Source organism: Lentzea sp. HUAS TT2 (assembly GCF_051853195.1).
Taxonomy (GTDB): domain Bacteria; phylum Actinomycetota; class Actinomycetes; order Mycobacteriales; family Pseudonocardiaceae; genus Lentzea.
On record NZ_CP196667.1, the window covers coordinates 4,874,762 to 4,896,956 of the forward strand.

General features: G+C 70.1%; 22 protein-coding genes. 10 read left to right on the forward strand and 12 right to left on the reverse strand.

What is annotated here, in order from left to right:
- Positions 1-24: 24 nt before the first annotated feature.
- The 3 genes from ACSHWB_RS24525 (at position 25) to ACSHWB_RS24535 (ending at position 3,423) form a co-directional block, all read left to right on the forward strand.
- Positions 25-1,053 carry a 6-phosphofructokinase gene (locus ACSHWB_RS24525; RefSeq protein ID WP_319978683.1) on the forward strand — a complete coding sequence of 343 codons (1,029 nt, stop codon included), beginning with the start codon at positions 25-27 and terminating at the stop codon, positions 1,051-1,053.
- 213 nt (positions 1,054-1,266) lie between these two features.
- Entirely contained in the window at positions 1,267-1,623 is a 357-nt protein-coding gene (locus ACSHWB_RS24530) for a putative quinol monooxygenase (RefSeq protein ID WP_439664322.1), read from the forward strand.
- A 3-nt stretch (positions 1,624-1,626) separates the two neighbouring features.
- The gene (locus tag ACSHWB_RS24535; protein WP_439664323.1) at positions 1,627-3,423 is read left to right on the forward strand and encodes an FAD-dependent monooxygenase; all 1,797 of its coding nucleotides are present in this window, start codon (positions 1,627-1,629) and stop codon (positions 3,421-3,423) included.
- Between the two features lie 32 nt (positions 3,424-3,455).
- On the opposite strand, the gene ACSHWB_RS24540 is transcribed toward ACSHWB_RS24535, so the two are convergent.
- The 4 genes from ACSHWB_RS24540 to ACSHWB_RS24555 form a co-directional block, all read right to left on the reverse strand.
- Complete coding sequence (locus ACSHWB_RS24540; protein WP_439664324.1) at positions 3,456-3,830, reverse strand: nuclear transport factor 2 family protein; 375 nt, start codon at positions 3,828-3,830, stop codon at positions 3,456-3,458.
- Entirely contained in the window at positions 3,827-4,285 is a 459-nt protein-coding gene (locus ACSHWB_RS24545) for a cupin domain-containing protein (protein ID WP_439664325.1), read from the reverse strand. Before ACSHWB_RS24545 ends, ACSHWB_RS24540 begins: the two co-directional genes overlap by 4 nt.
- Positions 4,245-5,750 (reverse strand): flavin-containing monooxygenase, encoded by a 1,506-nt coding sequence (locus ACSHWB_RS24550; protein ID WP_439664326.1) that lies wholly within the window; start codon positions 5,748-5,750, stop codon positions 4,245-4,247. The genes ACSHWB_RS24545 and ACSHWB_RS24550 overlap by 41 nt, the downstream gene beginning before the upstream one ends.
- A gap of 77 nt (positions 5,751-5,827) precedes the next feature.
- Positions 5,828-6,610, reverse strand: a complete 783-nt coding sequence (locus ACSHWB_RS24555; protein ID WP_439664327.1) for an IclR family transcriptional regulator — start codon at positions 6,608-6,610, stop codon at positions 5,828-5,830.
- Between the two features lie 39 nt (positions 6,611-6,649).
- On the opposite strand from ACSHWB_RS24555, the gene ACSHWB_RS24560 reads away from it, so the two are divergent.
- From ACSHWB_RS24560 to ACSHWB_RS24575, 4 genes are read left to right on the forward strand one after another with little or no spacing between them, the layout of a single operon-like run.
- On the forward strand, positions 6,650-7,420 hold the full coding sequence (locus ACSHWB_RS24560; RefSeq protein ID WP_439664328.1) for an SDR family oxidoreductase: 771 nt from the start codon (positions 6,650-6,652) through the stop codon (positions 7,418-7,420).
- Positions 7,421-7,458: 38 nt separating this feature from the next.
- Positions 7,459-7,962, forward strand: a complete 504-nt coding sequence (locus tag ACSHWB_RS24565) for a cupin domain-containing protein (RefSeq protein WP_439664329.1) — start codon at positions 7,459-7,461, stop codon at positions 7,960-7,962.
- Complete coding sequence (locus ACSHWB_RS24570) at positions 7,959-8,843, forward strand: alpha/beta fold hydrolase (RefSeq protein WP_439664330.1); 885 nt, start codon at positions 7,959-7,961, stop codon at positions 8,841-8,843. The genes ACSHWB_RS24565 and ACSHWB_RS24570 overlap by 4 nt, the downstream gene beginning before the upstream one ends.
- Complete coding sequence (locus tag ACSHWB_RS24575) at positions 8,843-9,775, forward strand: 2,3-dihydroxyphenylpropionate 1,2-dioxygenase (protein WP_439664331.1); 933 nt, start codon at positions 8,843-8,845, stop codon at positions 9,773-9,775. The genes ACSHWB_RS24570 and ACSHWB_RS24575 overlap by 1 nt, the downstream gene beginning before the upstream one ends.
- Before the next feature lie 3 nt (positions 9,776-9,778).
- Here the strand turns inward: ACSHWB_RS24575 and dmpG are convergent, their stop codons facing one another.
- From dmpG to ACSHWB_RS24590, 3 genes are read right to left on the reverse strand one after another with little or no spacing between them, the layout of a single operon-like run.
- Positions 9,779-10,777 (reverse strand): 4-hydroxy-2-oxovalerate aldolase, encoded by a 999-nt coding sequence (gene dmpG, locus ACSHWB_RS24580; protein ID WP_439664332.1) that lies wholly within the window; start codon positions 10,775-10,777, stop codon positions 9,779-9,781.
- Positions 10,774-11,691 carry an acetaldehyde dehydrogenase (acetylating) gene (locus ACSHWB_RS24585; RefSeq protein WP_439664333.1) on the reverse strand — a complete coding sequence of 306 codons (918 nt, stop codon included), beginning with the start codon at positions 11,689-11,691 and terminating at the stop codon, positions 10,774-10,776. The genes dmpG and ACSHWB_RS24585 overlap by 4 nt, the downstream gene beginning before the upstream one ends.
- The gene (locus ACSHWB_RS24590) at positions 11,688-12,467 is read right to left on the reverse strand and encodes a 2-keto-4-pentenoate hydratase (RefSeq protein ID WP_439664334.1); all 780 of its coding nucleotides are present in this window, start codon (positions 12,465-12,467) and stop codon (positions 11,688-11,690) included. Before ACSHWB_RS24590 ends, ACSHWB_RS24585 begins: the two co-directional genes overlap by 4 nt.
- Positions 12,468-12,547: 80 nt before the next feature.
- Between ACSHWB_RS24590 and ACSHWB_RS24595 the strand changes: the two genes are divergently transcribed.
- A complete protein-coding gene (locus tag ACSHWB_RS24595; protein WP_439664335.1) occupies positions 12,548-13,312 on the forward strand; it encodes an IclR family transcriptional regulator in 765 nt (254 codons plus the stop codon).
- 107 nt (positions 13,313-13,419) lie between these two features.
- Here ACSHWB_RS24595 and ACSHWB_RS24600 read toward each other — a convergent pair whose 3' ends face one another.
- Positions 13,420-14,427, reverse strand: coding sequence for a DUF2891 domain-containing protein (locus ACSHWB_RS24600; RefSeq protein ID WP_439664336.1), 1,008 nt, complete (start codon positions 14,425-14,427; stop codon positions 13,420-13,422).
- A gap of 177 nt (positions 14,428-14,604) precedes the next feature.
- Here ACSHWB_RS24600 and ACSHWB_RS24605 point away from each other — a divergent pair, with 177 nt between their 5' ends.
- Entirely contained in the window at positions 14,605-15,993 is a 1,389-nt protein-coding gene (locus ACSHWB_RS24605) for a class II 3-deoxy-7-phosphoheptulonate synthase (protein WP_439664337.1), read from the forward strand.
- A gap of 73 nt (positions 15,994-16,066) precedes the next feature.
- Here the strand turns inward: ACSHWB_RS24605 and pknB are convergent, their stop codons facing one another.
- Positions 16,067-18,064, reverse strand: a complete 1,998-nt coding sequence (gene pknB, locus ACSHWB_RS24610; RefSeq protein WP_439664660.1) for a Stk1 family PASTA domain-containing Ser/Thr kinase — start codon at positions 18,062-18,064, stop codon at positions 16,067-16,069.
- A gap of 101 nt (positions 18,065-18,165) precedes the next feature.
- On the opposite strand from pknB, the gene ACSHWB_RS24615 reads away from it, so the two are divergent.
- Complete coding sequence (locus ACSHWB_RS24615) at positions 18,166-18,531, forward strand: Rv2175c family DNA-binding protein (RefSeq protein ID WP_030474641.1); 366 nt, start codon at positions 18,166-18,168, stop codon at positions 18,529-18,531.
- An 80-nt stretch (positions 18,532-18,611) separates the two neighbouring features.
- Here ACSHWB_RS24615 and ACSHWB_RS24620 read toward each other — a convergent pair whose 3' ends face one another.
- The 3 genes from ACSHWB_RS24620 to ACSHWB_RS24630 all read right to left on the reverse strand — a co-directional run bounded on the left by ACSHWB_RS24620 (position 18,612) and on the right by ACSHWB_RS24630 (position 22,181).
- Positions 18,612-19,484, reverse strand: a complete 873-nt coding sequence (locus ACSHWB_RS24620; protein WP_439664338.1) for a phytoene/squalene synthase family protein — start codon at positions 19,482-19,484, stop codon at positions 18,612-18,614.
- A gap of 11 nt (positions 19,485-19,495) precedes the next feature.
- A complete protein-coding gene (mptB, locus tag ACSHWB_RS24625) occupies positions 19,496-20,944 on the reverse strand; it encodes a polyprenol phosphomannose-dependent alpha 1,6 mannosyltransferase MptB (protein ID WP_439664339.1) in 1,449 nt (482 codons plus the stop codon).
- Positions 20,945-21,113: 169 nt separating this feature from the next.
- Positions 21,114-22,181 carry a polyprenyl synthetase family protein gene (locus ACSHWB_RS24630; protein ID WP_439664340.1) on the reverse strand — a complete coding sequence of 356 codons (1,068 nt, stop codon included), beginning with the start codon at positions 22,179-22,181 and terminating at the stop codon, positions 21,114-21,116.
- Between the last annotated feature and the right edge of the window lie 14 nt (positions 22,182-22,195).

Consider the following 22,195-nt stretch of genomic DNA (forward strand, 5'->3'; position numbering starts at 1 on the left):
AGAACACGAGAGATGGGGAAGCAGATGCGCATCGGTGTGCTCACTGGCGGTGGTGACTGCCCCGGTCTGAACGCCGTGATCCGGGCCGTGGTCCGCAAGGGCATCAAGGCACACGGCTGGGAGATCGTCGGGTTCCGCAACGGGTGGCAGGGCCCGATCGAGAACCTCACCAAGGAGATCGGCCTCGCGGACGTCGAGGAGATCCTCACCCGCGGTGGCACCATCCTGGGCTCGTCGCGCACGAACCCCTACAAGGTCGAGGGCGGTGTCGACCGCATCCGCGAGACCATCGCGGCGAACAACATCGACGCCATCATCGCGATCGGCGGCGAGGACACCCTCGGTGTCGCGAAGCGCCTGACCGACGACGGCATCGGCGTCGTGGGTGTGCCGAAGACGATCGACAACGACCTCGGCGCCACGGACTACACGTTCGGCTTCGACACGGCCGTGCACATCGCGACCGAGGCCATCGACCGCCTGCGCACCACGGCCGAGTCCCACCACCGCGCGCTCGTCGTCGAGGTCATGGGCCGCCACGCCGGCTGGATCGCGCTGCACTCCGGTCTCGCCGGTGGCGCGAACGTCATCCTCGTCCCGGAGCGCCCGTTCAACGTCGACAAGGTCGTCGGCTGGGTCGAGCGCCGCTTCGAGAGCGAGTTCGCGCCGATCATCGTCGTCGCCGAGGGCGCGATCCCCGAGGGCGGCGCCGAGATGCTGCACTCCGGTGAGCGCGACGCCTTCGGTCACGTCCGCCTCGGTGGCGTCGGCCAGTGGCTCGCGGAGGAGATCGCGGACCGCACCGGCAAGGAGTCCCGCGCGGCCATCCTCGGCCACATCCAGCGCGGTGGCACGCCGACCGCCTACGACCGCGTCCTCGCGACCCGCTTCGGCCTGCACGCCGTCGACGCCGTCGCCGCCGGCGACTTCGGCACCATGGTCGCGCTGCGCGGCACGGACATCGTCCGCGTGAAGCTGTCGGAGGCGACGGCCGAGCTCAAGACGGTTCCGACCGAGCGCTACGAAGAGGCCGAGGTCTTCTTCGGTGCCTGATCTCTGGGCCTGATCTCTGGGCCTGATCCCGGGACCTGGTCCTGGGCTCATATCCAGTATCCGATATATCAGTTATGCAAAAGACGTTTGCGGTCGTCCGCAAACGTCTTTTGCATAAGGGGTGGTCCCGCTCGCTGGGACTCTCGCTGTGATCGCTCTCCCGCTGACTGCGATGGTGAATTCATCATCCGTTGAGCAGTCAAGGGAGACCTCATGAGCGACGCGCGAGTCGTCCTGCCCGAGCCGGACGCCGACGAGACAGGGCCCTACACCCACCTGGGTTTCGCGACGGCCAAGGCAGGCCACGAGGACGAGGTCGAGGCGCTGATCCTCGGTCTCGTCGAGCCGTTGCGCGCGGAAGAGGGCTCGATCGAGTTCCACGTCCACCGCGACCGGGCCGACCGGTCGCAGTTCGTGATCTACGAGATGTTCCGGTCGAAGCAGGACCTCGAGAAGCACCTCGCCGAGCCGTACGTCCACGAGTTCCGTCGCGCCATCCAGCCACTGGTCGACGGCCCGTTGCGTCAGCAGTTCCTGCGGATGTCCAGCGACCTGCCGGCGGTGAGGTGAACCGTGGGTCTGCTGATCTTCGCCGTCGTCACCCTGCTGTTCCTGCTCACCCGCAGGATGTGGGGCAGGCTCACCGGCAACCCGCTGCCCCAGGTCACCGCGCGCCCCGGCAGCGGTTTCCTGGCCCGCCTCGGCAAGTCGAGGACGCGCCCGAAACCGACGGTCGCCCCACCGAGGAACGCCGGACCGAGGCTGGCCCGCTACGACTGCGACGTGCTCGTCGTCGGTGCCGGCCCGAGCGGCCTGATGACGGCGGCACTGCTGGTCCGCCAGGGCGTCAAGGTGTGCGTGGTCGACGCCAACGCCGGTCCCGCCACCGAGTCGAGGGCGTTCGCCGTCCAAGCCCGCACGATCGAGCTGTTCAGGAGCATCGGACTCGCCGACGAGCTGCTCGGCCGCGGCATCGCCACCACCGGCATCCGCTTCCACATCAGGGGCAGGCACGTCGGCGGCCTCGACTTCGACCGCGCCAGGGCGGCCACGACGCCGTACCAGTTCATCCTGATGGCGCCGCAGTCCGAAGTGGAGGAGGTGCTGCTCCAGGACCTCGCGCGGCACGGCGTCACGGTCCGCCGGGGCACCCGGCTCACCGGACTCCGCCAGACCGAGGACGCCGTCACCGCGGTGCTCGGCGAGCGCACGATCACCGCCCAGTACGTCGTCGGCGCGGACGGCGCCCACAGCACCGTCCGGCAGCAGCTCGGGCTCCGCTTCGACGGCGACAAGTACGGCCAGCGCTACCTCCTGGCCGACTGCAAGGTCGAGTGGCCGCTCGACCACGCGCACTTCCGGGTGTTCATGAACCGCGACCGCATCGGCCTGTTCCTGCCGCTCAACGGATCCGAGACCTCACGCGTGATGGTCACCGACTTCGGCGAGCAGGGAGCGGAGTTCGACCTCGGGCAGCTGCAGGACGAGCTGCGCAGGGCGATGAACCTGCCCGTCACCCTCAGCGCCCCGATCTGGACCAGCCGCTACCAGGTCCACCTGCGCGGAGTCGACGACTACCGGCGCGGCAGGGGTTTCCTCGTCGGCGACGCCGCCCACATCCACTCCCCGGCGGGCGGCCAGGGCATGAACACGGGCCTGCACGACGCCGCCAACCTGGCGTGGAAGCTCGCGGCGGCGATCAACGAGGACGTCGACCTGCTCGACACCTACTCCGCGGAACGGCACCCGGCGGGCATCAGGCTGCTGAAGTTCACCGACCGCCTCTACCGGGTCGCGGCGGGCCTGCGCGGCTGGCAGGCGTGGCTGCGTGACACCGCGGGACCGTTCCTGATCGGACGGATGTCGGCGGCGCCGATCCCGCACCGCAAGTCGTTCCAGCGCCTCTCGCAGATCAGCCTCGGCTACCGGCCCAGCGAGATCAACGTCAACGAGCTGCTCTACTCCCTCAAAGGCCCGCTCGCCGGCCAGCGCGTCCCGAACGCCCGGATCAACGACCGCGAGCAGGTGTTCGATCTGCTGCGGGACTACCGGCTGCACGTCATCGCGTTGTCCCGCAAGCACCTCACCACCGCCGAGATCAACGAGCACACGGCAGGTCTCGCCGGGCTCGGCGTCCCGGGCCACCTCGTCGCACGGGTCGAGGCCAGGCAGGACGAGCGCGTGCACCGGGCCGACTCGCCGCAGGTGTTCGAGCACTTCGGTCTCACCGAACCCGATTCCCAGGCCCTGTACGTGATCCGCCCGGACGGCCACGTCGCCTGGCGCTGTGACGAGCTCGACTTCGAGGCCTGCCGGCGGTTCCTCGCGACCGTGCGCCGACCGGCCAGGCAGCAGGTCCAGGCGGCATGACGAGAAGGGGCCCGGCGAACCGGGCCCCTTTCTCACGCCATCGCGGGCGATATGTCCATGTGCACGCGATAGTCCACGATCTCCTCGCCGGACATCCAGATCACCGTCACGCACGGCAACGCGAGCGGCTTCCCGTCCGGCGCCTCGGTCTCGATGGTGAACCGGCAGAACAACTGGTCGCCGACCTCCGCGACCTGGTCGACCACGTGCCGCACCCACGGCAGCGCACCGGCCGCACCCGCCGTCGCCGCAACGACAGCGGCACGGCCGATCAACGGTTCGTTGTTGCCGAAGACGTAAGTGGCATCAGCAGCGAACCAAGCGCCGAAAGCCTCAGCGTCACCGGAGTCGACCGCGGCACACATCTGCCGCACCATGTCGGTGCGGTCAACAGCAGGGCGCGTCATGGCTTCCTCTGCAGCGAAAGACCGTGCTGCACCATGATCTCCGCGACCAGCTTCATGTCCCGCGGCCCCGGCGGCAGCTCGGACAACGCCTGGTAGTAGTTCTCCAGCCCCGGCGGCGACACGACGGCCACCACGCGCGTCTCCTCGTCGAAGGGGTTGTGGAACATGTGCGGCACCCCGCGCGGCATCAACAGCGAGTCGCCAGCCGCCAGCACGTGCTCCTCGCCGTCCAGTTCGACGACGACCCGTCCCTGCACGCACGTGAACAGCTCGTCCTCGCGGGAGTGGATGTGCGTGGGCGGCCCGCCGAGGTTCGGCGGCACCACGTACTCGAACAGCGAGTAGGCGCCCTTGGTGTCCGCGCCGGTCAGCCGGGTGTAGATGCCCAGGCCGATCGCGCCGACGTTCGCGCCCTCACCGCTGCGGTAGACGTGATGCTTCACGGGGGTTTCCATGGTCTCCAACCTCGATTCGACTGAGACGGGCGAGCAGTTGGGGCGTGACCTTGCGGTACGCCGAGGGCGCCACCGGGTTGAGCCAGTGCGACGCGCGGGTCATCCGGCCGATCTGCAGGCCGAGGTCCGACAGCACCTCGTCGGCGTTCTTCAGCGAGAACGGGATGATCTTCGTGCCGCGGCAGTGGTGCGTGTTCGTCGCGCCGTCCATGAACGCGAGCTGTGCTGCCACGTCCGCCTGGCGCGTCTGGTCGTCCGGCAGCGAGAGCGCTCCCACGATGTCGGCCGCGATCCACAGCGCCGCCATCTCCGCGTTGAGAGGGCTGAAGAACGACGAGTTGTAGCCGTTGAAGTACAGGCCCGGCACGCCGATCGGCTGGATCTGGCGGTACAGCGCGAAGTTGCCGCGTTCGTCGAACAACCGCTCCTGCACCTCGGAAGGCAGGAACGGCACGCCCTGGGTGAACCCGGTGGCGCACACGATCAAGTCGGCGGGCAGCACCGCGCCGTCCGAGAGCTCCGCGCCACCGGCCTTGAGCCGTGCGATGGTCCTGTCGCGGTGCACGCGGATCTCGCCAGACTCGACGCCCTCGAAGAACCCTTCGGTGGCAAGGCCGATCGCGCCCTTGACGATGTCCTCCATCTGCCCGGACGGCACCAGGTCGTGCCTCGCGAGCCCGAACTGCCGCACCGACACCGACCCCAGCGAGTTGAGCATCGAGCGCCGCACCCGATTCGCCGGGCCGTGCAGGAACTTCTCGAACCCGCGCAGCCACCGGTAGCGGAACAGCGCCTCGCCCATGCGGGTCAGCAGCAGCATCTTGAAGTTGACGACACCGCCGATCTTGCGCGGGACCTTCCACAGCAGCTGCCGCGCGATGATGTCGGTGCTCGCGGCGACACCGCTGATCGGCACCGTCACGTCGCACGCCGACTTGCCGTACCCGACGACGAGCGCGTGTTTGCCGCGCGCCTCCTCGACGTCGAGGAACTCGGTGCCCGCGAGCACGCGCCCGCCCGCTGCCTCGAACTCGTCACGGCCGGGGAAGTCCGGCACGGAGGGTTCGCAGAAGACGCCGTTGGCCACGACGACGCGGTCGTAGCGGTAGGTCGTGCCCGTGTGCGTGGTCAGCTCCCATGCGCCGCCGACGGGCACGACGGACGTCACCGTGGTCTCCAGGCGCAGGCACGCGTCGACACCGAAGTGCCACGTGTACGCCTCCAGGTATGCCTGCACCTGCTCGCCGGTCGGCCACTCCGGCAGGTCCTTCGGCATCGGGAAGTCGGAGAACGAGTACTGGGCCTTCGGGCTCTGCGTGGTGAGACCGGGGTAGCGCCGGGTGCGGCTCCACACGCCGCCGACGTCCGGTGTCCGGTCGAACACCTCGACCTCGTGCCCTGCCTGCAGCAACACCTTCGCGGTGGTGAGGCCGGCGACTCCGGCGCCGATGATCGCGACTCGCATCCTGGGCCTCCTCGGTGAGGACGTGACGGACCACACTGTGGAGCGCCCCCGTGTCGGCGGCCAACCAGAAGTCCCGGCTAGTGGGACTCCCAGCGCCGCGTCGAGTAGGCGCGTGTCGCCGCCGAGGCGGCCATCCGCACGGCGGGGCCGATCCGTTCCGGCCGCACCGCCGCACTCGGGCCGGTCACGGACAACGCCGCGGCGACCGCACCACCGGCACTGAAGATCGGGGCCGCGATGCAGCTGATGCCGACGATGCCCTCCTCGCGGTCGTAGGCCCAGCCCCGGTCGGGGATGGCGGCGAGCTCACGGCGCAACGTGGTCGGACTGGTGATGGTGCGGGGTGTGCGACGTTCCAGGCCGGCGGCGATCACCGCGTCCACAGTGGACGGGTCGGAGTAGGCGAGCATGGCGCGGCCCAGTCCTGAGCAGTGCGCCGGGATCACGCCGCCGACCTGGTCGAGCATCGGCATCGGCCGGTGCCCGGTGATCTTGTCCACGACCAGCACCCTGGTGCCGTCGAGCACGCCGAGCTGGACCGTGACGCGGGCGGCCGCGTAGAGGTCCTGCAGGAACGGCATCACGGCCTCGCGCAGCTCGTGCCGCACGGGCACCAGGCCGGAGAGCTTGAACAGGCCGGTGCTGATCCGGTAGCGGTCGTGCGGCTTGTCGAGCCAGCCGAGCTCGATCATGCGCGCCGCCGTCCGGTGCACCGTCGAGCGCGGAAGCCCGGACCTGCGCACCAGTTCGGCGAGACCCAGCTCGCGGTGCGTGACGTCGAAGGCGTCCAGGATCGCCGCCGCGCGTTCGAGTGAACCGCTCGGCTCGCCCGACTGCGAGTCCCGGTCACTGGGACTCATCCTTGGTCAACCATTCGCACACGGCGACTGTAGGAGCTCATGGACGCAAACACCACGCGGGTCGCGCTCGTCGGGGGCGGCGCCGGCGGAATCGGTGCGGCGACGGCCGCGGCGCTCGTCGAGAGCGGGCACCTCGTCGTGCTGGCCGGACGCACCGAGTCGACGCTGAAGGAGACCGCCGCGCGCCTCGGCGCGGACCACGTCGTCTGCGACCTCGCCGATCCGGCCGAGGCCACCGCGGTGACGGGCGAGGTCACCCGCCGGTTCGGGTCGCTCGACGTGCTGGTCGTGAACGCGGGCGGGCCGTCGCCGGGCGGGCTTCTCGAGGTCCCGGACGCGCAGTGGCACCGAGACCTCGACCTGTTGTTGCTCGGCCCGCTCGCGTTGCTGCGCGAGGCGTTGCCGGCGATGGCAGGGCGCGGGTTCGGGCGGGCCATCACGATCACCTCGACGGCCGTGCGGCAGCCGCAACCCGGCTTGGCGTCGTCGACTGTGCTGCGCGCTGCCGTGACGTCGGCGATGAAGCTGGCGTCACGGCAGTTCGCGGCGGACGGCGTCACGGTCAACTGCGTCGCTCCCGGCGCGACGCTGACACCTCGCCGGATGGAGGTGCTGGTGCGCAGGGCGGAGGCGGCGGGCGTGGACTTCGAGACGGCGGCCGCCCAGGACATGGCGGACATCCCGGCCCGGCGCGCCGCCGACCCCGCCGAGATCGCCGCCGCCGTGGCGTTCCTGGCATCACCGCAGGCTTCGTACGTCAACGGCACCGTGCTGACCGTCGACGGCGGCCGCACCGAGTTCTCCGTCTGAAAGGGATCGCGTTGGCCACCTCAGGACCCGACTTCACCATGACCGACTTCCTCGGGGCGCTCACGCACGCGGTCCGGCCGGACGGCGCGCGTCCGCTGGTCGTGCACGACGACGAGCTGGAGACGATCCCGGCGGGCGCGGTGCCGAACCCGACGACGCTGCGGATCGCGGGCAGGCTGCCGACGTCGACGTTCGAGCTGTTCCGCCAGGTGATCCCGGCGGGGGAGAGCTCGGACATGCAACGGCACTACCACGAGACCGTGCACTTCGTGATCTCCGGCGACGGCCACAGCGAGATCCAGCTCGCCGAGCAGGAGGAGTTCGAGACGGTCACGTGGACCTCCGGCTCGTTCGTCTACACGCCGCCGTGGACCTGGCACCGCCACTACAACGACTCCACCTCGGAGCCGGTCGAGTTCCTCACGATCGAGAACTCGCGACTGCTCGCGCTGTTCGGGCTCGCCCGCAGGCAGAGCGCCGGCCTCGCGACCTTCGACGAGGCCCGCGCCCGTTTCGACACCACATCTGGGGAGGACCAGTGATTCCCGAACACGTCAGCATCTGGGGCGAACTGTCGCATGTGGACCACACCGTGCGGCACGTCGACGTCCCCGTGCGCGGCCACACCGTGCGGACCAGGATCCTGCAGGCGGGCTCCGGCCCGGAACTCGTGCTGCTGCACGGCACCGGCGGCCACCTGGAGGCCTACTCGCGTGACATCGCGGGACTGGCGGAGGACTTCCACGTCACCGCCTACGACATGGTCGGCCACGGCTGGTCCGACCTGCCGGACCTGCCGTACACGATCGACGTGCTGTCCGAGCACCTCGTCGGGCTGCTGGACGCGCTGGGCGTGGAGAAGGCGCACCTGTCCGGTGAGTCCCTGGGCGGCTGGGTGGTCGCGTGGGTCGCCGCGCACTTCCCCGAGCGCGTCGACCGGCTCGTGCTGAACACGCCGGGCAACATCGCGAACAAACCCGAGGTCATGCAACGCATGCGGGACAGCACGATGGCCGCCGTGCTCGACCCGAGCGAGGAGACCGTGCGGCGGCGGGTGGAGTTCCTGTTCCACCACAAGGAGATGGTCACCGACGAGCTGGTGAACCTGCGCCGTCAGGTGTACTCGAGGCCGGGGTTCGTGCAGGCGATCACCAACACGCTGGTGCTGCAGGACCCCGTGGTGCGCAAGGACTTCGCGTGGGACCCGGCGTGGGTGGGCAAGGTCGCGGCACCGACGCTGCTGCTGTGGACGAGCCACGACCCGACGGGCGGGCTGGACGAGGCCGACATGTTGCTGGAGTGGCTGCCGGACGCGCGGTTGCACGTCATCGACGACGCGGGGCACTGGCCGCAGTGGGAGAAGGTCTCGGAGTTCCTCGAAACGCACCGCACCTGGTTGCTGCACGGAAAGGACCCGGTCTGATGGCGGAGATCATCGGGTTCGCGGGGATGTCGCACAGCCCGTTCGCGACGCTGCTGCCCCCGGACGGTTCGGACGGGCCGGGCTCGGTGTTCCTGAGCGACGCGGACCGCGTGCGGCTGGCCGTGGAGAAGCTGGAACCGGATGCGATCGTCGTGATCGGGCCGGACCACTTCCACGCCAACTTCTACGACGTGATGCCGCCGTTCGTGCTCGGGGTCGAGGAAGCGGTGGGGTTCGGTGACTTCGGCAGCAGCTCGGGGCCGTTGCCGGTGGCCCAGACGCTGGCCTGGTCGGCGCACAGCGGGCTGGCGGACGCGGGGTTCGACGTGTCGCTGTCGTACTCGCTGACCGTCGACCACGGCATCGTGCAGAGCTACGAGATGATCACCGGCGGCACGACGCTCCCGTTGGTGCCGCTGGTGGTCAACACGGCCGCGCCGCCGTTGCCGTCGCTGGACCGGTGCGTGGAGCTGGGGCGTGCGTTGGGTGCCGCGCTGCGGTCGTCGGTGTTTCCCGGACGGGTGCTGGTGGTCGCTTCCGGCGGGTTGTCGCACTGGCTGCCGTCCAACGACCCGCGCGACCCGTCCGTGGTGGGGGAGCGGCGCGAGTCGTTGATCAGGGGACGGGCCTACGCGAAGGAGTTCGCCGCGGCGCGCGAGCCTCGGGTGAAGGCGATGGGCGGCAACCCGGACGCGAAGGTGAACGCGGTGTGGGACGGGTGGTTCCTCGACCGGCTGTCGGCGGGGTCGGCCGGTGAGATCGCCGCCATCGGGCACGAGGCGCTGGAGGACCACGCCGGCAGCGGCGGGCACGAGATCCGCTGCTGGCTCATCGGGCAGGTCGCCGTCGGCCTGCCGCTGGTGTGGACGAGTTACGAGCCCGTGCCGGAGTGGATCACCGGCATGGGCATCGGAACCACGTTCCCCGTGTGACGGCTAGCGCGTGAGGTCCAGGGCGATGTCGGTGAGCATGTCCTCCTGACCGCCCACCAGGCGCCGGCGTCCGGCCTCGAGCAGGAGGGTCCGGACGTCGGCGCCCGTGCGTTGGGCGGCGGTGTCGGCGTGGCGCAGGAACGAGCCGTAGACGCCCGCGTAGCCGAGCGTGAGGCTCTCGCGGTCGACACGGACCGGGCGGTCCATGAGCGGCCGGACCAGGTCGTCCGCGGCGTCCTGGAGTGCGAACAGGTCGGCGTTGTGCTGCCATTCCTGGAGGTTCGCGACGGCGACGAACGGTTCGATCGGGCAGTTCCCCGCCCCGGCACCGAGTCCGGCCAGGGAGGCGTCGACCCGCGTGGCGCCCTCCTCGACCGCGGTGATCGAGTTCGCCACGGACAGCGAGAGGTTCTCGTGCGCGTGGATGCCGATCTCGGTGCTCTCGTCGAGGACGTCCTGGTAGGCGCGGATGCGGTCGCGGACGTCGCGGGGGAGCAGCCGGCCGCCGGAATCCGTCACGTAGACGCAGTTCGCGCCGTAGGACTCCATCAGCTTCGCCTGGCGTGCGAGCTCCTGCGGTTCGGCGAGGTGGCTCATCATCAGGAACCCGGACACGTCCATACCGAGGTCGCGCGCGCCGGCGATGTGCTGGGCCGAGATGTCGGCCTCGGTGCAGTGCGTGGCGATGCGGACCGATTGCACGCCAAGGCCGTGGGCGCGCTTGAGGTCGTGGAGCGTGCCGATGCCGGGCAGCAGCAGCGTCGTGAGTTTGGCCTGTGTCAACGCTTCCGCGGCCGCCTCGATCCATTCCCAGTCGGTGTGGCTGCCGGGGCCGTAGACGAGCGAACCGCCGCTGAGGCCGTCGCCGTGCGAGACCTCGACGGCGTCGACCCCGGCCTGGTCCAGCGCCCTGGCGATCTCGGTGACCTTCTGGGGATCGATGCGATGCCGCAGGGCGTGCATGCCGTCCCTGAGCGTCACGTCCTGGAGATAGATCTTCATGCGCGCACCACCGACTCCGCCATGGTCTCCGCGACTCGCAGCGCCGCGCTGGTCATGATGTCCAGGTTGCCCGCGTAGGCAGGCAGGTAGTCGGCCGCGCCCTCGACCTCCAGCAGCACGGTGACCTGGTGCGTCACCGGCTCCTCGGTGAGCGTGCGCGGCTGGTCGACCGGGTCGATCTGCACGGCCTGCTTGAGGCGGTAGCCGGGGACGTAGGCCGCGACCTGGGTGACCATGTCCTCGACGGACGCGTGGATCCGTTGCTGTGTCTCGGGATCCGGTGCGTTGACGAGGGCGAGCACGGTGTCCCGCATGGTGATCGGCGGGTCGGCCGGGTTGAGCACGATGACGGCTTTGCCGCGGTGCGCGCCGCCCACGTCCACGATGGCCTGCGAGGTCGTCTCGGTGAACTCGTCGATGTTCGCGCGCGTGCCGGGACCCGCGCTGCGCGACGAGATCGAGGCGACGATCTCCGCGTACGGCACGGGGGTGACCGCGTTGATGGCGGCGACGATCGGGATCGTGGCCTGGCCGCCGCAGGTGACCATGTTGACGTTCGGCGCGCTCAGGTGTTCGTCGAGGTTGACCGTCGGCACCACCATCGGCCCGATCGCCGCCGGGGTGAGGTCGATGACCCGTTTCCCGTGTGCGGCCAGGATTTCGGCGTGCTTCGCGTGGGCGCCCGCGGAGGTGGCGTCGAACACGATCTCGACGTCCTCGAACCCCGGCATCGCGACGAGTCCGTCGATGCCGTCCGCGATCGTGGGAACGCCGAGCTTTCTCGCTTTGGCGAGGCCGTCCGACGCGGGGTCGATGCCGACCAGCGCCGCCACCTCCAGCGTGGTGGACCGCTTGAGCACCTTGATGACGAGGTCGGTGCCGATGTTGCCCGACCCGATGATCGCGACCTTCACGACCCCTCCTTCGCGAACGTGGCCCGCACGGTGCCGAGTCCGGTGATCGTCGCCTCGACCTGGTCGCCCGCCTCGATCGCGACCATGGGGCCGAGCGCGCCGCTGAGCACGACGTCGCCCGCCTTCAACGGGGCGCCGAGGTCCGCGGCGGTCGTGGCGAGCCACGCGAGCGCGGTCAGCGGATCGCCCAGGCACGCCGCGCCGGTCCCCGTCGAGCGCTCCACGCCGTTGACGCTGAGCACCATCTCCACGTCCTTCGGCACGACCTCGCCCAGCTCCACCTGGTCGGTGCCGAGGACGAACAGCCCGGACGAGGCGTTGTCCGCGACCGTGTCGGCGAAGGTGATGTCCCAGCCGCTGATCCGGCTGTCCACGATCTCCAGCGACGCCGTGACGTGCCCGACGGCCCTGGCGACGACCTCCTCGTCGAACGGGCCCTCGGTGAGGTCCGCCCTGAGCACGAACGCCAGCTCCGCCTCGATCTTCGGCTGCAGCAGCCCGGACACCGGCAGTTCGTCGCCGTCCTCGTACGCCATGTCGTCGAGCAGCACGCCGAAGTCCGGCCGGTCCACGCCGAGCTGCCGCTGGACCGCCGGCGAGGTCAGGCCGATCTTGCGGCCGACGACGACGGCGCCGTCCGCGACCCGCCGCGCGACGTTGTGCTGCTGCACCGCGTACGCCTCGGCCTCGCCGATGAGATCCCGCACGGGCGCACACGGAACCTTCTCGCGCGCCGCCGTGGCCAGGCGCTCCGCTGCAATGAGGACTTCGTTCATGCCGCCCATCGTGACGGTGCCCGCGGCGTTGTGGGCACTCAGGAGTTCCGCTCACCGGAACTCGGTGGCACGATCAGGTGATGACCGAGGTGCCGAACACCCTGCTGGGCAAGGTGATGTCGGTGCTGAACGCCTTCGCGGCCGACGACGACGAGCTCGGCTTCGCGGAACTGGGCCGGCGCACCGGCCTGTCGAAGGCGACGCTGCACCGCCTCCTGGGCGACCTGGCCGAGGTCCGCCTGCTCGACCGGGGCACGCGCGGCTACCGGCTGGGCGGCCACCTGTTCCAGCTGGGCATTCGCGCGTCGGTCGAACGCCGCCTGGTCGAGGTGTCCACGCCGTATCTCGAAGACCTCTACGAACGCACCCACGAAACCGTCCACCTGGGACTCCTGGAGGGCCACGAGGTCGTCTACGCCGCCAAGATCGGCGGCCACCGCCAGGCGTCCTCCCCGTCGCGCCTGGGCGGTCGGATGCCCCTGCACGCCACCGCGATCGGCAAGGCCCTGCTCGCCCACGCCTCGACGTCCCTGCGCACCGAGGTGCTCGGGTCCCCGCTGGCCCGCCGCACGCCCCGCACCGTCGTCACGCCCGGCATGCTCCGCCGCCAGCTCACCACGATCCGGCAGACGGGCGTGGCCTACGAGTTCGAGGAGTCCAGGATCGGGCTCGCCTGCGTGGCGTCGCCGGTGCTCGATCACGACGGCGCCGTCGTGGCCGCGGTCAGCGTCGCCGGGCCGACCACCCGGTTCGATCCGCGCACGCACGCGGCGTCGGTGCACGCGGCTGCGACGGGCATCGCGCTGACGTTGATCCGGCGCGCGGGCCTGGCCGCCGGCTCCTGAGGCAGACACCTGACATCCGATATATCAGTCGTCCGATATATCGGTTATGCAAAAGACGTTTGCGGACGTCCGCAAACGTCTTTTGCAATGGGGTGGGTAAGCGCAGGTCAGAAGGCCTTCACGTCGAGGTAGGCGCCGAACGTGCCGAGCCAGTGGTCGGCCATGTAGCCGTGCCCACCGAACACGTACGTCCACCCGGCGTCGCGATGCGCCGAGGACGCAGTGCGGGCCAGTGACGCGTAGCGGTGCCCGGCAGGCAGCGCCTCCGCGATGGCCTCCCAGTTCCAGGCGCGCGACAACGCGAGCCCGGCCAGGTGCGAGCCGTAGGGGTCGCTGGGGTCGTCGACCGGGTAGGGCTCGCGCAGCACGCGCCACCGCTCCGACTCGAGGTCCGGCAGGTAGGCGTCGAGCCAGCCGGCGAACTCCTCGGTGCCCAGGGCACGGCGCATCAGGTCGGCCGTCGTCAGCGCGGGGGAGAGGAAGTCGGCGGCGTCCGGCTCGAACCCGCCGTATCCGACCTCGCCCCGGTGCCATCGCAGCGCCGCCTCGGCGCACGCGGATGCCAGTTCGGCGTCGCCCGTCGCCTGGGCGGCGTCGTAGACCAGGCCGGTCGCGAACGCGGTGTTGCTGTGCGTGCCGGTCCGGATCGGCAGGCGCGCCACCGAGACCCACTCCAGCCACCGGTCGCGCAGCACGTCCGCGATCGGCGCCACCGACCACGGCAGGCCGGAGGTGCGCAGCTCGGCGTCGAGCAGCAGCAGCCACGCCCAGCCGTAGGGCCGCTCCCAGTGCCTTCCGGCAGGGGAGGCGAAGAACGCGGCCTCGGTGGCGCAGTTGTCGGGCGTGATGAGTTTGTCGAGGGCGTTGCGGGCCGTGTCCGCTCCGGCGAGCGAGGGGCGCAGTCGCAGCAGGCGCACGGCCAGCCACGTCTGGTGCACGCACGAGTGCCAGTCGAACGACCCGGCGAACACGGGATGCAGCACCCGCTGCGGTACCAGCCGGTTGTCGCCGTCGATGACGTGCGACCAGTGCACCGGGTGGTCGCGCTGGATGTTGTCGACCGCGACGCCCAGCAGCCGGGTCGCGGTGCTGTCATCCAATCGGGTGGCGTTCATGGCCCACATCATGCAGGGAGACATCTCAACAGGGCAGAGGTCGGTAGTTGACAAGTAACAGACTTCACCCCGCAGGAGGTAGCGGGCCCTGCGCCGGATGCCGCCCTGGCCGGCGCGCCTGGAACCGCTGACAGGCCCGGCCCGGTCTCTCAGTGTGGGACAACTAGGATGAGCAGCGTGAACTGGACCGTGGACGTGCCCATCGACACGCTTCCCGAGCTTCCGCCGCTGCCTCCCGAGATGCGCAAGCGCCTGGACGACGCACTGTCGCGCCCGGCAGCCCAGCAGCCCGACTGGCCCGACGCCGAACAGGTGCGTCGCGTGCGGACCGTGCTCGAGAGCGTGCCGCCGATCACCGTGCCCGCCGAGATCGACCGGCTGCACACGCAACTGGCGCAGGTCGCGAACGGTGAGGCATTTCTCCTGCAGGGCGGTGACTGCGCGGAGACGTTCGCTGACAACACCGAGCCGCACATCCGCGCGAACATCCGGACCCTGCTGCAGATGGCCGTGGTGCTGACCTACGGCGCGAGCCTTCCGGTGGTGAAGGTCGGCCGCATCGCCGGCCAGTACGCCAAGCCGCGTTCGTCGGGCATCGACGCCCTCGGCCTGCCGTCCTACCGCGGCGACATCATCAACTCCCTGGTCGCGACGCCCGAAGCCCGCGTCGCCGACCCCGGCCGCATGATCCGCGCCTACGCGAACGCCGGCGCGGCCATGAACCTGCTGCGCGCCCTCACCGGCGCGGGTCTGGCCGACCTGCACCGCGTGCACGACTGGAACCGCGACTTCGTGCGCACCTCGCCCGCTGGCGAGCGCTACGAGGCCCTGGCCGGCGAGATCGACCGCGGCCTGAAGTTCATGTCGGCGTGCGGCGTGACCGACCAGTCGTTGCACGGCACGGAGATCTTCGCCTCGCACGAGGCGCTGCTCCTCGACTACGAGCGCGCGCTGCTGCGCCTCGACACGACGCGCGACGAGCCCCGCCTGTACGACCTGTCGTCGCACTTCGTGTGGATCGGTGAGCGCACCCGTCAGCTCGACGGCGCGCACATCGCGTTCGCCGAGATGCTGTCGAACCCGATCGGTCTCAAGATCGGCCCGACGACGACGCCGGAGATGGCCGTCGAGTACGTCGAGCGCCTCGACCCGCGCAACGAGCCGGGCCGCCTGACGCTCATCTCGCGCATGGGCAACCAGAAGGTGCGCGACGTGCTGCCCGCCATCATCGAGAAGGTCGAGGCCAGCGGCCACAAGGTCATCTGGCAGTGCGACCCGATGCACGGCAACACGCACGAGTCGTCGACCGGCTACAAGACCCGGCACTTCGACCGCATCGTCGACGAGGTCCAGGGCTTCTTCGAGGTGCACCGCCGTCTCGGCACGCACCCCGGCGGCATCCACATCGAGCTCACGGGTGAGGACGTCACCGAGTGCCTCGGCGGCGCCCAGGAGATCTCCGACGACGACCTCGCCGGCCGCTACGAGACGGCGTGCGACCCGCGCCTGAACACGCAGCAGTCGCTCGAGCTCGCGTTCCTCGTCGCCGAGATGCTCCGGTCGTAACAGCGTTCCTGAAGATCGGCTGAAGAGCGAAGGGCCCCGCGTCGAGAACGCGGGGCCCTTCGCTTTGTGCTGATCAGAGGCCGACGATCGTGATCTCGGTTCCTCGCTTCACCCGCGAGCGCGGCGGGATCGACTGGTTGACCACGGTCGCGTTGTTGCTCTTGTTGAACTCGACCCGCACCTTCAGGCCGGCCCGTTCGAGCTGCTCCTTGGCCTCCCGCACCTTCTGCCTGGTGACGTCGGGGACCTCGATCTCCTCGTTGTTCTGGTAGAAGAGCGTGACGCGCTTGTTCTGCGTCGGGTCCAGCACCGTGCCCGCGGGCGGATCCGTCCGCACCACGCGCGAACCACCGTTCTTCGGCGCGTCCTCACCGCTCGCGTCGACCGCCTCCAGGCCGGCGCGCTGCAGCTCAGCGGTCGCCTCGTCCTTCGTCTTGCCCGTCACGTTCGGCACGGGCAGGCGCGGCGGCGGTCCCTTGCTCAGGATGAGGGTCACCGGAGCGTCGAGGGCGAGCGCCGTGCCGGGACGGGGGTCGAGGCCCACGACCTTGCCGATCGGCACGGTGTCGTGGAACGCGTCCTTCGTCGGGTCCGTGGCCACCTTCAGGCCCGCGGTCTGGATCTCCTTCGTCGCGGCGGCCACCTCGGCGCCGGCCGTGATGAACGGCACCACGGGCCTGCCGCGCGACACGACGAGCTTCACCTGCTCGTTCTTGCGCAGTTCCGTGCCAGGACCGGGGTCGGCGCTGATGACCGTGCCGTTGGGCACGTCGTTGGACGGCACCTTCTCGACCAGGCCGGTCAGGTCCGCCTTCGAGAGCAGGAGCATGGCGTTCTGCTCGGACTGCCCGGCCACCGACGGCATCTCCGTGTAGCGGCCCGCGGAGGCGTAATAGGAGAAGAGCCCGACGAGGAGCGCCACCACGACGGCCACGGAACCCCAGATCGTGAAGAGCTTCTTGCGCCTCTTGCGCTCTTCCTCGACCGGGTCGACCTTCGGCTTGCGCTTCTGCGGGGGACGGCGGCGCGGCGGCTCCGGCCGCTGCATCGTGCGGGTTCCGGCCATGCCGGGGGGCGGCGTCGGCGGGCCCGTGTTCACCGTCGTCATCGCCGCCGCGTTCATCGACGGCTTCGGCACCACCGGCCTGGTCAGCTCGGCCGCGGACGGCGGCGTGGCGCCGACAGCGACGGGGACCGGCCGCATGATGACCGTCCTGTCGTTCTCGGGTGCCGAACCGGGCACGGGCACCGGCTGCGGCGTGAGGCCCAGGTCCGTGCCCACGCGCTCGAGTTCGCCCAGGAACGCGTCGGCGTTCGCGGGACGCAGCACCGGGTCGCGTCGCGTGGCCTTGCGCACCAGAGTGTCGAGCGCCAGCGGGATCTCCGGAACCGACGGGACGTCCGAGTTCACGTGCTGATAGGCCACTGAGATGGCCGTCTCGCCGCGATAGGGCGCCTGACCCGCCAGCATCTCGTAGAGCACGATCCCGGCCGCGTAGACGTCACTGCGCGCGTCCGCGGCACCCGTCTCCACCTGTTCGGGTGATAGATAGGCGACGGTGCCCAGGATCTCGCTGTCGCTCGTGACGCCGTTCTCGCCGATCGCACGGGCCAGTCCGAAGTCCGCGACCTTGACCTGGCCACCGGGTCCGATCAGCACGTTCTCCGGCTTCACGTCCCTGTGCACGAGTCCGGCGCGATGGGCAGCGCCCAACGCCGACAGCACCGGTCCGAGAACGCTCAACGCGACGGCGGGAGCGAGCTTGCCGCGCTGGTTGAGCAGGTCACGGAGGTTGCCGCCGTCGATCAGCTCCATCACCAGGTACACCTGGTCACCGTCGACGCCCTGGTCGTGCACGGACACCACGGCCGGGTGATGCAACTGGGCCGCCGCGCGAGCCTCACGTTCGAAGCGCAGCACGAACGACGGGTCCGCCGTCAGGTGCGGATCCATCACCTTGATGGCCACATCGCGATCGAGGCGAGTGTCACGACCTCGATAGACGGTGGACATGCCGCCGCGCGCGAGCACGGAGTCCACCCGGTAGCGCTGCTCGAGCAGTCCACCCATCACGTTCGAAACCGACCTCTCCACAGTGCGAGATGGTAAAGCTCAGGATGACCCGGTTGGCGGAAGGGCGTTCCCAGTTCGGTTATGGCATCGTGACCCCCGTGAGTGCGATTCCTGCCGCTGCGGATGTATTGGCTGCCGACCTGGAGGTTCTTCCTCTCCCCGAGGTGGCCGACCGAATGGGACTTCCGGTCACCCGGGTCCACCAAATGTTGCGCGACGGGCAACTGCTCGCCGAGCGGCGGGCCGGCGTTCTCGTCGTCCCCGAGGCGTTCCTCGCTGCCGGAGGCGTGGTGAAGGGTCTCCCCGGCACCATCACGGTGCTGCGGGACCAGAACTACTCCACGGACGAGATCCTGCGCTGGCTCTTCACGGAGGACGAAAGCCTCCCTGGCACTCCGATCGAAGCATTGCGCGGAGACCGTGGGCGTGAGGTAAAGCGCCGCGCGCAGGCCATGGGCTTCTAGTTCGCCAGTCGCAGGGGTTCCAGACGTCTCCGCAGGTGAGGGACGTCTGGGGCCTCTGCGTGAGGCTAAAAGAGCGGGGCTCACCCCGAAGCCCCTGGTGACGTCACACGAGCCAGGAGAGCGCGGGCGGCGCCAGGTGCCGCCACGGCGAGCCGCCGCCAGTTCGGCACGGCCACACGCCGCCACAGCACCTCGCAGCCGACGAGCCCGAGGATGTCGCGATACAGCGTGTACGCCGTCCGCACACAGGGCCGCGACGACGCCGACAGCATGTCGACGCCCGGCTCCGCAGACTGATATATCGCATATGAGTGCGCGACGAGGTCGTCGAGAACCCGTTGCACCCGCTCGTTTGCGCGGCGATGCAAACGACACCATTGCAAGAGGTCGCGGTCGACGCCGTGCGCCGCGAGGACGTCCTGCGGCAGGTACACCCGGCCGCGGTCGAGGTCCTCGCCGACGTCGCGCAGGAAGTTCGTGAGCTGGAACGCCGTTCCCAGCCGTGCCGCGTACGGCTCGGCCTCCTCGCGGGGCACGACGGTGCCGAGCACCGGCAGCATCTGCAGCCCGATGACCTCCGCCGAGCCGTGCATGTAGACGCCGAGCGCGTCGAGGTCCGCGTACTCGGTCACGTCGAGGTCCATCCGCATCGACGCGAGGAAGTCGGTGAACAGCGACCTGTCGATGTCGTAGCGGTTCGTCGTGTCCGCCAGCGCGTGCAGGACGGGGTTCGACGGGGCCTTCTCCAGGAGTCGTTCCAGCCGGTCGAGCTCACCGGCGCGGTCGGCCACCCCGGCTGCGTCGACGATCTCGTCGGCCCAGCGCGCGAACGCGTACAGCGCGTGCACCGCGGGCCGTTGCTCGGGCCGCAGCAGCATCGTGGCCAGGAAGAACGTCTTGCCGTACCGCGCGTTCACGCGGCGGCAGGCGGCATAGGCGGAGCCCAGGTCCACAGTCCCCGGACTCATTCGTAACGAGAGGACAGGCCGAACGGGTCCGGCTTCACCAGCGACCGCGCCGCGAGTGCGGACACCGCCAGCGCGAAGAACAGGTAGCCCCACGAGTACAGCGCCGTGTCGCCGTTCGGGAACGTCACGAGCAGCAGGAACAGCGACGCGGTCGTCACCGTGACCAGCGCGCCCGTGCTCCACGCGAACGCGGCGGCCAATGCCAGCGCCCAGGTGAAGTACCAGGGCAGCGTCGCGGGGGACAGCAGCGCCACGGCCAGCAACGTCAGCGCGCCCCGCCGGACGGCGTTGCGCACCTCGCCATCGCGGGACGCCCACCACTGCGTGTACGCGATCCACACCAGCACCACGGAGCCCAGCGCGCGCGCCACGCCGATGAAGATGCCGCCGTCGACGTAGACGAACCAGTTCACGACCATGCGCACGAAGTCGCCGACCGCGCTCGGCAGCGACAACCAGTTGATGATCATCGACGAGCTGCGCAGCGCAGGGATCCAGCCGAGGCTCACCCCGGCGACCAGCGTGCACACGACGAACGTCCCGAGGAACGCGGCCAGGGCGGGGATCAGCGCCTTGCGGAACTGGGCGCGTTTGTCGCCGTCCAGGCGCGCAGCCCAGATCCAGACGAGGAACGGCACGATCACCACCGCCGTCGCCTTCACCGAGAACGCGAGGGCGAGCAGCACGAAGCCGAGCACGTGCCTGCGGTCGAGCACCAGCAGCACACCGGCCGCCATCAGCCCGATCATCAGCAGGTCGTTGTGCGCGCCGCCGATCAGGTGGACGAGCACCAGCGGGTTCGCGGCGACCAGCCACAGCGCGATCGCCGACTTGCCGCCCAGGTGCCTGCTCAGGCCCGGCAGCGCCCAGCACAGCAGCACCAGCCCGCCCGCGAGGGAGAAGCGCATGGCGACGACGCCGAGGATGACGCTCGCGTCCGTGGCCCACACGATCGCCTTGGCGACCAGGATGAACAACGGCCCGTACGGCGCCGGCGTGTGCTGCCACACCCAGCTGACGTTCTCGGACAGGGTGCTCTGCAGGACGGCGGGCCCGACCGTGTACGGGTCGTAGCCGCTCAGTGCCAGCTGGCCCTGCGCCAGGTAGCTGTAGATGTCCTTGCTGAACAGCGGCGGCGCGAACAGCAGCGGCAACGTCCAGACCGTCACCGCGACCAGCACCGCGAAGTCGCCGATCTCGCCCCACCGCACGAGGCGGCCGAGCCGGATCCACGCCCAGATGACGAGGCCCAGCCCGAGGTACAGGACCATGCTCGCGAGGTCGCGGCCGTGGCCGTAGCGCAGCCAGCTCAGCCCGACCTGGGCGAGCAGCGGGTCGCGCTCGAGGATCGCGCCGGCACCCATGCCCCCGAGCGCGATCAGCGCCACGCCCAGCAGGCCGAGCATGGTCGTGCGGATGGGGATGGCGTAGGTGTTCGTGCGCACGACTGGATCAAGCTCCTGTGGAGATGCCTCGGAGCTCGTGCGGGGGAGGGACGGAGTTGCTGCCATCGCCCGAACATCGTTGCACAAGGCGCCGAAGCCTCAGCAAGCAACGGGCCACACTGGTCACGTGGACTTAATCAACCCGCTGGACGGGAGAAGGTGATCAACTTCAGAATACGCGCCTGGTCGAGCTGATCGCGAGGTCGGCGAGCTTGGCGGCGGCCGGTTCGGCCACGGGAGCGTCGTCGAGGGCGGCCAGCGCGCTCTTCGTCAGCTCCTCGATGCGTTCCTCGACGGCGTCGACGGCGCCGACTTTCACGAGCGCACGCCGGACCTCCTCGACCGTGTCGAGGTCGAGGTCGGGCTTGCCCAGAGCGATATCCAATATATCGGCGCCGAACTGCATGCCGAGCGCGACTAGCAGCGTGCGCTTGCCCTCGGCCAGGTCGTCGCCGGCGGGCTTGCCGGTGACCTCGGGGTCGCCGAACACGCCGAGCAGGTCGTCGCGTAGCTGGAACGCGACGCCGATGTCCGCACCGAACGCGCGCAGGCCGTCGATCAGCTCCGGCGAGCCGCCCGCCATCGCCGCGCCCATGTGCAGCGGCCGTTCGACGGTGTAGGCGGCGGTCTTGAGCCGGTCGATGCGCAGCGCGGCGTCCGGGGACGAGTCGCCCCGCGCCTGCGTCAGCACGTCGAGGTACTGGCCCGCGAGCATCTCGGTGCGCATGTCCCGCCACGGCTCGCTCATCCGCCGCAGCACCTCGGAGGGCAGTCCCGCGGCGAAGAGCATGTCGTCCGCCCACGCCAGCGCGACGTCGCCGATCAGCACGGCCGCCGACATGCCGAACCGCTCCGGCGACCCGAGCCAGCCCTGCTCGCGGTGCCGCGCGCCGAACGCGATGTGCACGGTCGGCTTGCCCCTGCGCACCGACGAGGCGTCCATCAGGTCGTCGTGGATCAGCGCGCACGCCTGGATCAGCTCCAGCGAGCTCACCGCCGTGAGCACCTCGTCCGCGAGCTCGCCGTCGGGATCGCCACCGGCGGCACGCCAGCCCCACCACGCGTAGGTCGGGCGGATGCGCTTGCCCCCGCCCAGCACGAAGTCGGAGAGCGCGTCGACGGCGCTCGCGAAGCTCGGGTCCATCGCCTCGCCGGACGCGCGCCGCGAGGCCAGATACGTGGTCAGTGCTGCTTCGACGTGCTGGGGCAGGGCGGCGTCGATGGGGTGGTGGGACACACGTCCATGGTCCG